Consider the following 11,937-nt stretch of genomic DNA (forward strand, 5'->3'; position numbering starts at 1 on the left):
CACTTCTCTTCCTTCAAGCGGCGGCCGCAAATGACGTGACGTCGACGATACGGTCGGCGATCAGGTGACGTATTTCGTCGTCATGGACGATCGCCACCATCGCGACACCCTGTTGCTTCTTCTGTGCGATCAGCTCGACGACGACCGCGCGGTTGGCCGCGTCGAGCGAGGCGGTCGGTTCGTCCAGCAGCAGAATCGGCAGATCGGAAATGAAACCGCGCGCGATGTTGACCCGCTGTTGTTCGCCGCCGGAGAACGTCGACGGCGGCAGCGCCCACAGCCGTTCGGGAATGTTGAGGCGGCGCAGCAGCGCGCCTGCCTTCTCGCGGGCTTCCGCGCGCGCCGTGCCGTTCGCGATCAAGGGCTCGGCAACGACATCGACGGTGGCGACCCGCGGCACCGCGCGCAGGAACTGGCTGACATAGCCGATGGTGGAACGACGCACGCTAAGCACCTGCCGCGGCTCGGCGGTCGCAAGATCGATCACCGCGCCCTGATGGCGGATGCCGATCCGGCCGCCATCGCAGCGATAATTACCGAAGATCATTTTCAGGATCGAAGATTTGCCTGCACCCGAAGGCCCCGACAGCACCACGCATTCTCCCGGTTCGACATGGAACGAGACGCCGCGCACCACGGGCAGCTCGACGCCGCCCTGCAGGTGCATGGTAAAGGTCTTTTCGGCGCTGGTGATGTCGATCATCGCAGTCATTGGTGCGCTCATGCCGGCAAAATCGAGGAAACGAGCAATTGGGTGTAGGGCTCACGGGGATCGTCGAGCACCTGGTCGGTCAGGCCGGTTTCGATGACGCGACCACCCTTCATCACCATCACGCGATGCGACAGCAGCCGCGCCACGGCGAGGTCATGGGTGACGACGATGGCGGCAAGGCCGAGCTCACTGACGAGATTACGCATCAGATCGAGCAGCCGCGCCTGCACCGATACGTCGAGCCCGCCGGTCGGCTCGTCCATGAACACCAGCCGCGGTTCGGTGACCAGATTGCGCGCGATCTGCAGCCGCTGCCGCATGCCGCCCGAATAGGTCCGCGGTGCGTCGTCGATGCGCGCGGTATCGATCTCGACGCGCTCCAGCCAGGATGAAGCGCTATCGCGGATGCGGCCGTAGTGATTCCAGCCCACCGCCATCAGCCGTTCGCCGACATTGGCGCCGGCCGAGACCGCCATCCGCAGGCCCTGCGCGGGGTCCTGGTGCACATAACCCCAGTCGGTGCGGAACAGAAAACGGCGCTCGGCCTCACCTAACGCGGCCAGATCGCGCAACACGCCATCGCGCATCCGGTACGACACATGGCCGGCGCTCGGCGCGAGCTGCGCGGACAACAGCTGCAACAGTGTCGACTTGCCCGATCCGGACTCGCCGACGATGGCCAGCACCTCGCCGGGATAGAGCGCAAAGGATACGTCGCGGCAGGCGGTCAGCCGGCCGTAGTTCTTGCCAAGGTGATCTGCGACCAGAAGCGGTTCATCGTCCTGCACGGGATTTTGCGGCTCAGCCATGCGCCCTCTCCTTGTGCGGGGCTGCGCTCTCGCTGCCGCGATGGCCGGCCTGCTGACGCGCCTCGCAGTAGTCAGTGTCGGAACAGACGAACATTCGCCCACCCTTGTCGTCGGTGACGATCTCGTCGAGATAGGAATCGCCGGCGCCGCACAGCGCGCAGGGCGCGTCGAAGCGATAGCGCGTGAACGGGTGATCCTCGAAGTCGAGCGACACCACATGGGTATGCGGCGGGATCGCGTAGATACGCTTCTCGCGGCCGGCGCCGAACAGCTGCAGCGCCGGACAATTGTCCATCTTCGGATTGTCGAATTTCGGCGTCGGCGACGGGTCCATCACATAACGCGCGTTCACCTTCACCGGATACGCATACGAGGTCGCGATATGGCCAAAGCGCGCGATATCCTCGTACAGCTTGACGTGCATCAGACCATATTCGCCGAGCGCATGCATGCGCCGCGTCTCGGTCTCGCGTGGCTCCAGGAAACGCAGCGGCTCCGGGATCGGCACCTGATAGACCAGCACCTGCCCGGCATGCAGCGGTGCTTCGGGAATCCGGTGCCGGGTCTGGATCACGGTAGCGTCCGCCGTAGACGTAGTGGTCGCCACGCCGGCCGTCTTGCCGAAGAATTTGCGGATCGAGATCGCGTTGGTGGTGTCGTCCGAACCCTGGTCGATCACCTTGAGCACGTCATCAGGACCCAGGATCGCCGCCGTCACCTGCACGCCGCCGGTGCCCCAGCCATAGGGCATTGGCATCTCGCGGCTGGCGAACGGCACCTGATAGCCGGGGATCGCGATCGCCTTGAGGATCGCGCGACGGACCATCCGTTTCGTCTGCTCGTCGAGATAAGCGAAATTGTAAGCCGGCGCGTTCATTCCGCGGCCTCCTGCATTGGCGGAGCCTCGTTCGCCTCGGCAAACTCCTTGCGCAATTTGCGCAGCAGGCCGAGCTCGGATTGGAAGTCGACGTAATGCGGCAGCTTGAGATGCTCGACGAAGCCGGTCGCCTGCACATTGTCAGAATGCGACATCACGAATTCCTCGTCCTGGCCCGGCGCGATCACTTCCTCGCCGAGCTCGCGGGCGCGCAGGCTGCGGTCGACCAGCGCCATCGACATGGTCTTGCGCTCGCTTTGCCCGAAGGCGAGACCATAGCCGCGCGTAAAACACGGTGCTTCGGTGGCCGAGCCCTTGAACTGGTTGACCATCTGGCATTCCGTCAGCGCGATTGAACCGAGCGGAACGGCAAAGCCGGCATCCTCGGCCATGAACTCGACCTCCACCTCGCCGAAACGAATCTCACCGGCGAAGGGATGGTTGCGGCCATAGCCGCGCTGCGAGGAGTAGCCGAGCGCCAGCAGAAAACCCTCGTCGGCGCGGGCCAGGTTTTGCAGGCGCAGATCGCGATCCGCCGGGAAATTGAGCGGCTCTCGCGTCAGATCACCGACGGACGCGTCGGCATCCGCAACCGGCGACGGCTCGATCAGGCCATCGCGGCCCAGAATATCGGTCACGCGTGGCGTCGCGCCCGTGGACACCTCGCCCGTCGCGGGAGCCTCGGGCGTGAACCCCTCGGCGAGCTGGGGGTCGAGCAGGCGATGCGTGTAATCAAAGGTGGGACCAAGGATCTGCCCTCCCGGAATATCCTTGAAGGTCGACGAAATCCGGCGGCGCACCTGCATTGCGCCGGTGTCGACCGGCTCGGTCGCGCCAAAGCGCGGCAGCGTGGCGCGGAACGCGCGCACCAGGAAGATCGCCTCGATCAGGTCGCCCCGCGCCTGCTTGATGGCCAGCGCCGCGAGTTCGCGGTCGTATAGCGAGCCTTCGGTCATGACGCGATCGACGCCGAGCGAAAGCTGCTCGGAGATCTGGGCCAGCGACAATTCGGGAACGTCTCGGTCGCCGCGCCGCTCATGCGCCAGCAGACGATGGGCGTTCTCGATGGCGCGCTCGCCTCCCTTGACGGCAACGTACATGGTCAGCCTCCCCTCACGAGCCGCGTCGTGCGCGGTATGGCGACGATGGAATCGTCATGAACCAGCACGACATCGATGCCGCGCGGGAAAAGCGCGGCGTTGATGGCCAGCCGCTCGAACAGGTCACGCGGCTGGATTGAAGCGCGCAGCGCCGCCGAGCCGTCGATGCCAGGGCCCCGCAGCTCGACAACGGGACCATCCGTCAGGCTGTCGACCTGCAGGATCAGCGTCGTCGAACGGTCCGGATATTCATTGCTGCCGAACGCGAAGCGATCGAGCGCCGGCAGGTTTTCGGGATCGCCCACCAGCGCAAAACTGGCAACCGACGAATCCGCAACGACCGGCGCGCTGGTGTGGAACTTGAGCCACTTGGCGACATCGGCTGTCGCCGACATCCGGCCGTCAAGCCAGACCGGCGTGTCGTGGTCGAACAAGGTCAGCGCTATGGCGGCTGTGCCGCGCATCATCGCGACCGGCGTGCCGGCCGCGGACGCGATACGTTGAACGCTGCCGGGGCGCGCCATCGCATCCATCACGGACCGGAAGACCGATTGCGCCGACAACACCTTGTCGGCAAATCCTGCGGGCAATTCGGCAACGCTCGTCATGTCAGCCCTCGCCCCGTACCAGCGTGTAGAAATCGACCCGCGTCGCCGCGGCTTCCGCGGACTTGCGGTTTCGTTTTTCGATCATTGCCGCACGCAACGGCGCCACGACCTCGGCTTCAACCGCGGCCGCGAATTTATCCGACTGCACCATGGCGTCGCACAGTGCGATCAGCTTCGCCTTTTGACGGTCGCGACCGAGCGTGTAGCCGAAGCCGACTTCTCCGGTCGAAAGCCGCACCGCGGCGCGCGAAACCGTGGCCTCTCCGAGGTTGAAGGGCGCGCCGTCGCCGCCAACGCGGCCGCGCACCATGACCAGGCCATTTTCGGGCTCGCGCAGGTCTTCATGCGCCGGCAACGCAATCGCCTCGAGATGACCGGCAATGTCTGTGGCCGTGGAGTGGACCAGCACCGCCATCGCAGCCTTGCGCCGGGTTTGCCCGTGACTTTCCTCGCCTGCCATCACATCGACCTTGCCTGAATCAAGTTGTCTATGATATTAGACAACTCGATACCGAACCGCCATGACGATTTCGTGACAATGAGGTGATTTTTCTCCAATGATCGATATCGCCACATGAGCATTCAGGACACCGCCTCCGGCGTCGCGTTGTGGCGGCAGGTTGCCGACGGCATCGAGCGCGGCATCGCCGACGGCCGCTTTGTTGCCGGCGAAAAGCTGCCGGGCGAGATGGAGATCGCCGAGACCTATCGGGTCAACCGCCACACGGTTCGCCGGGCGCTCGCCACGCTCGCCGAACGCGGCCTGGTGCGCGCCGAACGCGGCAGCGGAACCTACGTCGAGGCGCAGCGCATCGCCTATCCGTTGCGCGCGCGGACACGATTTTCTGAAATCGTCGGTGCCGGCGGCCGCGAGCCGCGCGGCCAGTTGATCGATGCCTCCGAAGAGCCCGCGACGCGCGAACTCGCCCGTGAGCTCGGATTAAAGACCGGCGCACCCCTGATCCGGATCGAATCGGTGCGGCTCGCCGACCGCACGCCGATCTGCGTCAGCACCAGTTGGCTCTCCGCCGATCACTTCCCGGGCGCAGGGGCAGTCTTCGCCAACGCGCGCTCAATGACCAAGCTGCTGGCGCATTACGGCGTTCGCGACTACCGCCGTGCCTCAACCCGCGTTACCGCCGGGATCGTGGACGCCACCGACGCCGCAAGACTCGATCTCGCGCTCGGGCGTCCCGTGCTGGTGGTTGACAGCACTGACGTCGGTACCGACGATAAGCCGCTCGTGACCAAGCGCGCGCGCTTTGCCGCCGAGCGCGTCGAGTTTTTGATCGAGAACAGTTAGTTTACGCGACCGCCCGCTGCCCGATGATGGCAAAGCGCAGTTTGCCCGAGATCCAGTCGATCGCGGCGACCGCGACCAGAATCATCAGGATCAGGAACGAGACCTTTTGCCATTCCAGCACGCGGATCTGCTCGGCCAGTTGCAGCCCGATGCCGCCGGCGCCGACGATGCCGATGATGGTGGCCGAGCGGGTATTCGATTCGATGAAATAGAGCACCTGCCCCGCGATGACAGGCAGCACCTGCGGCATCAGACCGAAGCGTATTTCATGCAGCACGTTGCCGCCGGAAGCCCTGATGCCTTCGACCTGCTTCCTGTCGGCGGCCTCGATCGCCTCGGAAAACAATTTGCCGAACGCGCCGAAGTCGGACAGCGCGATCGCCAGAACACCAGCGAACGGGCCGAGGCCAACGACGTTGATCCACACCAGCGCCCAGATCAGCGTATCGACACCGCGGATGGAATCGAAAAAACGGCGCACCGGAAAGCGTAGCCACCCCGAGGGAATGATGTTCCGCGCCGCCAGCAAACTGAACGGCAGCGCGAAAACAGCGGCGATGGTGGTGCCGAGCAGCGCAATCGACAGGGTTTCACCCAGCGCCGAGAGATAGGCCGGTAATGATGAGCCCGGATCGGGCCGGATCATCATCAGCGTGATCCAGCCGAGCTGGCTCAGCCCTGCGAACAGTTTCGCCGGTGAGAAGCCGAGGTCGACCAGCCCGAAGATGAAAACGGCGAAGGCGGCGACGATCATCGCGGGCGTGGCGAGGCGCGTCGCGGCCGGCCTGTCAAACACATCGGGATATTTCGCCCGTAATTGTTCCCGGTCCGGCTTCGGCAACTGGCTCATGCCCGCGCATCCTTGCCGAACAGACGACCGCGCAGCCAGCCGGTGGCGATATCGATGATGAAGACGGTGACGATGATCGTCACCAGGATGGCGCTGACGTCGGAGTAGTAGAATTTCCGGATTGCGACCACGAGCTCCTGCCCGATGCCCCCGGCGCCCACAAAGCCCATCACCGAGGCTTCGCGAACGTTGATCTCGAAGCGCAGCAGCGCGTAGCTGGCGTAGCCGGCCGCCACCTGCGGCAACACGGCAAACCGCATGCAGGACAGCCAGCTTGCGCCAGTCGAACGTACGCCTTCGACCGGCTTCATGTCGGCATTTTCGACGATCTCGGAAAACAGTTTTCCCAGCGCCCCGGTGGAATGGATGGCGATCGCCAGCACGCCGGCCATCGGGCCGAGCCCGAAGGCGATGACGAAGATCAGTGCGAACACGATGCCGGGAACGGTGCGGGCGAACTCCAGCAGGCGGCGAATGACGAAACGAAGCCATGGCGCCGGCGAGGTGTTCTGGGCGGCGAAGAAGTTCAGGGCAAAGGCCAGCACCGCCCCGATCATGGTGCCGACATAGCTGATCAGAATGGTCTCAGCCAGCATCCACAGCCATTTGCGCCAGCCCCAGAACCACTCGGCCGGGTTGCTCCACACCCTGGTGCCGTCTTCCAGCGTCAGGATGCGGTCGAAATAACTGATGAAGTTTCCGAAATAGCTGAACAGGGTGCGCAGATTCACTTCCGCGCCGAGCGCCGCGACGACAAGCGCGGCAAGAAAAGCCGCCGCCGCCAGCGCGAGCCGCAACCGCTTGCGCGCCACCGCCGCGCGATAGGCCGCGTTGAGAACGGCCAGTTGCGCGCTTGGAAGGATCGATACGGCTGATGTCATGGAGGCGTTCTGCCCGGGTTCAAAAAAAGGCCGGGCCACGCGGACCCGGCCTCATTTGTTTCTACCGATCGATCAGGACGCCTTCTTTTTACGCAACGCATCGACGAACTTGATCAGCTCGATAGTGCCGTCCCAGTCCTTGGTGGTCGCTGGGTTGAAGCCTTTCTTCTGACCGTCGGACAGGCGGTCGAACGCAGCCTTGTCCTTGGCCGGCGCTTCGGTGAACGCCTTGGCGATCGCCGCCTTCAGGTCGTCAGGCAGATCCGAATTATAGGCGTAGGGTCCGTTGATGATCGGAGCCGACTTGTGGATGATCCGGAAATCGTCCTTCTTCATTGCCGAGCCGTCGGCGTTCTTCAGCATGCCCTTGTGCAGCATCTGGGCGAGCGTGGAATCGTCGTCGTTGGTCCACTGATTGGCCGCGACCTCGACGGTGCCCTGCGACAGCGCCAGCATGGCGTTCTCGTGGCTACCGGTGAAGACGACCTTGCCGAAATAGCTATCGGCGTCGGAAATGCCGAGTTTGTCCAGCTCGAAGCGCGGCACGTTGTTGCCCGACGTCGAGTTCGGGTCGACGAGACCGAGGTTCTTGCCCTTCAGCTGATCGACATTCTTGTAAGCGCTCGATGCCTTGACGAAGAACACGGAATAGTAGCCGGTCGAACCGTCGGCATTGATGTCGTTGGCGAAGGCGTCGGTCTTGACACCGGTCAGCCGGGCGCGGGCAAACGATGCCGAACCGTAGCTGGCGATATGGATATTGCCGGCGCGCTGGCCTTCGATGACGGCGGCGTAGTCGTTGGCAATGCGCAACGTGACCTTGATGCCGAGTTCCTTGGAGAGATAGGCGACGAACGGGGTCCAACGCTCGGTGACACCAGAAGCGTTTTCGGCCGGCACAACGGCAAAAGTCAGTTCCGGATATTTGCTCTTCCAGTCCTGCGCCGAGGCGGAAGCGGTGAAGACAAGCGCGGCTGCGCCGGCCAGAACGATACGACGGGTGATCATGGTGAGCCCTCTTGTTGTGGTTACGCCTCTTCGCCGATTGCAGGTTTGCAACCGGCTACCCTGTACAGAAATGACACTCAGGCCGCGGCCGCTGTGCCGAGTTCAGGCATCGCCCCACCGGGTGCCTGCGCGGGCGCGGCACCCATGACATCGTCGGCTTCGAGATCGTAGAGTTCGCGCGCGATGCGGTCGGTCAGCGTCTCGGGCGCGCCATCGAATACCACCCGTCCCGCCGCCATGCCGATCAGCCGGTCGCAATAGCTTCGCGCCAGATCGAGCGAATGCAGGTTGCAGATCACGGTGATGCCGAAATGCTTGTTGATGCGCAGCAGCGCGTCCATCACGATCCGCGTGTTGCGCGGGTCGAGCGAGGCGATCGGCTCGTCGGCGAGAATAATATCGGGCTCCTGCACCAGCGCGCGCGCGATCGCGACGCGCTGCTGCTGGCCGCCGGAAAGCTGGTCGGCGCGCTGGGCGGCGATCGCTGCCATATCGAACTGGTCCAGCGCCGACATTGCCAGCGCCCTGTCCTCTTCGGGCCAAAGCTGCGTCAGCGAACGCCAGGACGGAATTTCTGCAAGCCGACCCATCAACACATTGGTCAGGACATCGAGCCGCCCCACCAGATTGAACTGCTGGAAGATCATCGCGGAACGCGCACGCCATTGCCGCAGATCCTTGCCGCGCAGTGCGGTCACGTCGACGCCTTCGAACAGGATGCGTCCTTCGGAAGGTTCAGCGAGGCGGTTGATCATGCGAAGCAGAGTGGACTTGCCGGCGCCGGAGCGGCCGATCACGCCGACGAAGCTGCCGGGCGCGATCGAGAATGACGCGTTGTCCACCGCGGCTTTGGTACCGAACCGGCACGTCAAACCTTCCACCACCAGCATGCACTGCTCCAGAATTCCAGTCGTGGAGCATCGCTAACGGCTCGATCTAACAGTTGTGTGACACGACTGCTGCGGTGCGGCGTTCGTCCACACCCCTCGTCCACAGCAGCGGCGGATCGTCATGCATCCGTCACGATCCTGTCATCATGCGCATCGAAGACGAGCGGACGCTCATGATCTCTCCCAATTGCGGATGGACGCTACCGATGGCCGGCAAGATGCTTTCCACTGAACCTGCCGTCGACCCCACCGCGTCGGTGCGCGACTGCCGGCTCGGCGCCTACACCGAGGTCGGTGCCCGGACCATCCTGCTCGAGGTCGCGATGGCGGACTATTCCTACGTCGTGAACGACGCGCAGATCACCTACACCACGATCGGAAAATTCTGTTCGATCGCGGCGATGACGCGGATCAACCCGGGCAATCACCCGATGCACCGGGCCTCGCAGGCGCATTTCACCTACCGCGCCAGCAGCTATTTTCCGGGCGAGAGCGACGACGCCGAATTCTTTGCGTGGCGGCGTGAGCATCATGTTCACGTCGGCCATGACGTCTGGATCGGTCACGGCGCGGTCATTCTGCCCGGCCGCACGATCGGCACCGGCGCGGTGGTCGCGGCTGGCGCCATCGTGACCAAGGATGTCCCCGCCTACACGATCGTTGCAGGCAACCCGGCCCGGCCGGTCAGGCAGCGGTTTTCGGAATCCATTGCCGGGCGGCTCGCGGAGCTTGCATGGTGGGACTGGGACCATGAGACGCTTCGCCGCGCCCTGCCCGATTTTCGCAAGCTCGATGTCGAGGGCTTTCTCGAAAAGTACGAATCGGCCGAAACATCGGGCCGTCAGCCATTCAACCAGAGTGCCGCATCGTGACCGAACTGTTCATTGAAGGTGGCCGGGCGCTGCTCGGCAACGAAATCATCGAGACCTCGCTACGGATTGCCGGCCGAGAGGTCGTCGCCGTGGGTACGGACAACAGCCACAGCTCGCCCGGCATCGATGCCGGCGGCTTGCTGGTGCTGCCGGGCATCGTCGATCTGCATGGCGATGCGTTCGAACGTCAGATGATGCCGCGCCCCGGCGTCGATTTTCCGATCGATGTGGCGCTGATCGACAGCGACCGGCAGGCGGTCAGCAACGGCATCACCACCGTCTATCACGCCACGACATGGTCGTGGGAGCCCGGCCTTCGCGGCGCGGACAATGCGCGGAAACTGCTGGAGGCGATGGAGCAGATGCGGCCGCAGCTCGCCGCCGACACCCGCTTCCATTTGCGCCACGAGACCTACAATCTCGACGCGGAAAGTGAAATCATCGACTGGCTCTCGGAAGGCCGCGTCGACCTGTTCGCGTTCAACGACCATATGGACTCGACGGTCGCCAGCCTCACCAAGCCGCTCAAGCGCAGCCGAATGGTCGAGCGTACGGGGCTTACCAATGACGAGTTCGATCGCCTGGTGCAAAGTGTGGTCACCCGCGGCCACGACGTGCCGGCGTCGATCGCCCGGCTGGCGCAGGCGGCGCGCGCGGCTGATGTCCGGATGCTCTCGCATGACGACAAGAGCCCGGCGATGCGGGAGGCCTTTCGCGCGCAGGGCGTTGCCATCGCCGAATTTCCGGTCAACGAGGAAACCGCCTGCGAGGCCGCCGAAGCCGGTGATTTCATCGTATTCGGCGCCCCCAATGTGGTGCGCGGCGGCAGCCATACCGGATGCACCAGCGCCTCCGACATGATTGCCAAGGGCCTCTGTTCGGTGCTGGCGTCCGACTATTATTATCCGGCGCCGCTGCTGGCGGCGTTTCGACTCGCCGCCGACGGCGTGCTGCCGCTGGCCGAGGCGTGGCAATTGATCTCCTCGGCGCCGGCGCGCGCCGCCGGCCTTGCCGATCGCGGCCTGCTCGCCGCGGGACAGCGCGCCGACATCATTCTGGTCGATGACACGGTGCCGCTACGGCCACGAGTAGTCGCGGTCATTGCCGCAGGGCGCCTGGTGTATCTGACGGAGGCGCACCGCCTCGTCCGTTCGTCCATCGTGGCGCGCAAGGCAGTTGCAGCCGCGTGAGCGGGCCCTATTCTGGCGCAATGGCAAACTATCCCCGTTACGCAATCTATTACACCGCCACGCCGGGCAGCGCGCTCGACCGGTTCGGCGCGGCCCTGCTCGGCTACGACGCCCATGGCGGCGACGACCTGCCCTTTCCGGATGGGCTCCCATTGGACTGGCGCGACCTGACGCAGGATCCCCGCAAATACGGCTTTCACGCCACGCTGAAGGCGCCGATCGCGCTGGCCGACGGCAAGGCCGAGGGGCAGCTTGCCGCGGCATGCGAATTGTTCGCCGATCTGGCCCGGCCGGTGCCGGTGATCCAACCGGTCGTCGATTCGATCAGCGGTTTCATCGCGGTGATCCCGGCCGAGCCGTCGGCAGAGCTCGAACTGCTCGCCGCCGAGGCGACCAAGGCATTCGATCCGTTCCGTGCCCCCCTCAGCCCGGAAGATCGTGCGCGGCGCAATCCCGACAAGCTGACGCCGGAACAGCGCGACTATCTCGACCGCTGGGGTTACCCTTACGTCTTCGAAGAGTTTCGCTTCCACATGACGCTGACGGGACGGCTTCCCGCGGAACGGCGCGAGCAGGTTGTGACGATGCTGCGCGACCGGTTTGCGGCGACCGGCATCGGGCCGCTCGCGATCGACGCGATTGCCCTGTGCCGCCAGGAAGACCCGAATTCGCGGTTTCGGGTCATCGGCCGCTGGCCATTGCAGGATTGACGTCCCTGGGGACCAGACTCAAAATATCGAAAACAACCCCATGCAAAGTAGAATGGGAACACGAAATGGGCCTTCCGTTGCGTCCCAAGCTGCCCTCCATGTCGTCGGGTCGCTGCTGATTGATTTC

General features: G+C 64.3%; 14 protein-coding genes. 4 read left to right on the forward strand and 10 right to left on the reverse strand.

Features of this window, described 5'->3' with window-relative positions; genetic code table 11:
- Positions 1-13: 13 nt before the first annotated feature.
- Genes phnL through phnG form a run of 6 tightly spaced genes read right to left on the reverse strand, consistent with a single transcriptional unit; the run spans position 14 to position 4,566 of the window.
- Complete coding sequence (gene phnL / locus ACVWVY_RS34270; RefSeq protein ID WP_456630525.1) at positions 14-712, reverse strand: phosphonate C-P lyase system protein PhnL; 699 nt, start codon at positions 710-712, stop codon at positions 14-16.
- Between the two features lie 8 nt (positions 713-720).
- Positions 721-1,521, reverse strand: coding sequence for a phosphonate C-P lyase system protein PhnK (phnK, locus tag ACVWVY_RS34275; RefSeq protein ID WP_456630526.1), 801 nt, complete (start codon positions 1,519-1,521; stop codon positions 721-723).
- Entirely contained in the window at positions 1,514-2,398 is an 885-nt protein-coding gene (locus ACVWVY_RS34280) for an alpha-D-ribose 1-methylphosphonate 5-phosphate C-P-lyase PhnJ (RefSeq protein ID WP_456630527.1), read from the reverse strand. The genes phnK and ACVWVY_RS34280 overlap by 8 nt, the downstream gene beginning before the upstream one ends.
- A complete protein-coding gene (locus tag ACVWVY_RS34285; RefSeq protein ID WP_456630528.1) occupies positions 2,395-3,498 on the reverse strand; it encodes a carbon-phosphorus lyase complex subunit PhnI in 1,104 nt (367 codons plus the stop codon). Before ACVWVY_RS34285 ends, ACVWVY_RS34280 begins: the two co-directional genes overlap by 4 nt.
- Positions 3,499-3,500: 2 nt before the next feature.
- Positions 3,501-4,106, reverse strand: coding sequence for a phosphonate C-P lyase system protein PhnH (gene phnH, locus ACVWVY_RS34290; protein ID WP_456630529.1), 606 nt, complete (start codon positions 4,104-4,106; stop codon positions 3,501-3,503).
- 1 nt (position 4,107) lies between these two features.
- A complete protein-coding gene (gene phnG / locus ACVWVY_RS34295; RefSeq protein ID WP_456630530.1) occupies positions 4,108-4,566 on the reverse strand; it encodes a phosphonate C-P lyase system protein PhnG in 459 nt (152 codons plus the stop codon).
- Between the two features lie 114 nt (positions 4,567-4,680).
- Here phnG and phnF point away from each other — a divergent pair, with 114 nt between their 5' ends.
- Positions 4,681-5,409, forward strand: coding sequence for a phosphonate metabolism transcriptional regulator PhnF (gene phnF / locus ACVWVY_RS34300; RefSeq protein WP_456630531.1), 729 nt, complete (start codon positions 4,681-4,683; stop codon positions 5,407-5,409).
- A gap of 1 nt (position 5,410) precedes the next feature.
- Here the strand turns inward: phnF and phnE (ACVWVY_RS34305) are convergent, their stop codons facing one another.
- From phnE (ACVWVY_RS34305) to phnC, 4 genes are all read right to left on the reverse strand, one after another.
- The gene (gene phnE, locus ACVWVY_RS34305) at positions 5,411-6,259 is read right to left on the reverse strand and encodes a phosphonate ABC transporter, permease protein PhnE (protein WP_456630532.1); all 849 of its coding nucleotides are present in this window, start codon (positions 6,257-6,259) and stop codon (positions 5,411-5,413) included.
- Positions 6,256-7,140 carry a phosphonate ABC transporter, permease protein PhnE gene (gene phnE / locus ACVWVY_RS34310; RefSeq protein ID WP_456630533.1) on the reverse strand — a complete coding sequence of 295 codons (885 nt, stop codon included), beginning with the start codon at positions 7,138-7,140 and terminating at the stop codon, positions 6,256-6,258. The genes phnE (ACVWVY_RS34305) and phnE (ACVWVY_RS34310) overlap by 4 nt, the downstream gene beginning before the upstream one ends.
- A 72-nt stretch (positions 7,141-7,212) precedes the next feature.
- A complete protein-coding gene (gene phnD / locus ACVWVY_RS34315; RefSeq protein WP_456630534.1) occupies positions 7,213-8,148 on the reverse strand; it encodes a phosphonate ABC transporter substrate-binding protein in 936 nt (311 codons plus the stop codon).
- 77 nt (positions 8,149-8,225) lie between these two features.
- Positions 8,226-9,038, reverse strand: coding sequence for a phosphonate ABC transporter ATP-binding protein (gene phnC / locus ACVWVY_RS34320; RefSeq protein WP_456630535.1), 813 nt, complete (start codon positions 9,036-9,038; stop codon positions 8,226-8,228).
- Between the two features lie 206 nt (positions 9,039-9,244).
- Between phnC and ACVWVY_RS34325 the strand changes: the two genes are divergently transcribed.
- From ACVWVY_RS34325 to ACVWVY_RS34335, 3 genes are read left to right on the forward strand one after another with little or no spacing between them, the layout of a single operon-like run.
- A complete protein-coding gene (locus ACVWVY_RS34325; protein ID WP_456632381.1) occupies positions 9,245-9,910 on the forward strand; it encodes a transferase hexapeptide repeat family protein in 666 nt (221 codons plus the stop codon).
- The gene (locus ACVWVY_RS34330; RefSeq protein WP_456630536.1) at positions 9,907-11,100 is read left to right on the forward strand and encodes an alpha-D-ribose 1-methylphosphonate 5-triphosphate diphosphatase; all 1,194 of its coding nucleotides are present in this window, start codon (positions 9,907-9,909) and stop codon (positions 11,098-11,100) included. Before ACVWVY_RS34325 ends, ACVWVY_RS34330 begins: the two co-directional genes overlap by 4 nt.
- A gap of 20 nt (positions 11,101-11,120) precedes the next feature.
- Positions 11,121-11,810, forward strand: a complete 690-nt coding sequence (locus ACVWVY_RS34335) for a DUF1045 domain-containing protein (protein WP_456630537.1) — start codon at positions 11,121-11,123, stop codon at positions 11,808-11,810.
- The last annotated feature ends 127 nt before the right edge of the window (positions 11,811-11,937 follow it).

It is taken from the genome of Bradyrhizobium sp. URHC0002, from assembly GCF_054059515.1.

Excerpts from the sequence above, each read along its gene's own strand:
- phnL (WP_456630525.1), bottom strand. The coding sequence starts at position 712 with ATGACTGCGATGATCGACATCACCAGCGCCGAAAAGACCTTTACCATG.
- phnK (WP_456630526.1), bottom strand. The coding sequence starts at position 1,521 with ATGGCTGAGCCGCAAAATCCCGTGCAGGACGATGAACCGCTTCTGGTC.
- ACVWVY_RS34280 (WP_456630527.1), bottom strand. The coding sequence starts at position 2,398 with ATGAACGCGCCGGCTTACAATTTCGCTTATCTCGACGAGCAGACGAAA.
- ACVWVY_RS34285 (WP_456630528.1), bottom strand. The coding sequence starts at position 3,498 with ATGTACGTTGCCGTCAAGGGAGGCGAGCGCGCCATCGAGAACGCCCAT.
- phnH (WP_456630529.1), bottom strand. The coding sequence starts at position 4,106 with ATGACGAGCGTTGCCGAATTGCCCGCAGGATTTGCCGACAAGGTGTTG.
- phnG (WP_456630530.1), bottom strand. The coding sequence starts at position 4,566 with ATGGCAGGCGAGGAAAGTCACGGGCAAACCCGGCGCAAGGCTGCGATG.
- phnF (WP_456630531.1), top strand. The coding sequence starts at position 4,681 with ATGAGCATTCAGGACACCGCCTCCGGCGTCGCGTTGTGGCGGCAGGTT.
- phnE (WP_456630532.1), bottom strand. The coding sequence starts at position 6,259 with ATGAGCCAGTTGCCGAAGCCGGACCGGGAACAATTACGGGCGAAATAT.
- phnE (WP_456630533.1), bottom strand. The coding sequence starts at position 7,140 with ATGACATCAGCCGTATCGATCCTTCCAAGCGCGCAACTGGCCGTTCTC.
- phnD (WP_456630534.1), bottom strand. The coding sequence starts at position 8,148 with ATGATCACCCGTCGTATCGTTCTGGCCGGCGCAGCCGCGCTTGTCTTC.
- phnC (WP_456630535.1), bottom strand. The coding sequence starts at position 9,038 with ATGCTGGTGGTGGAAGGTTTGACGTGCCGGTTCGGTACCAAAGCCGCG.
- ACVWVY_RS34325 (WP_456632381.1), top strand. The coding sequence starts at position 9,245 with ATGGCCGGCAAGATGCTTTCCACTGAACCTGCCGTCGACCCCACCGCG.
- ACVWVY_RS34335 (WP_456630537.1), top strand. The coding sequence starts at position 11,121 with ATGGCAAACTATCCCCGTTACGCAATCTATTACACCGCCACGCCGGGC.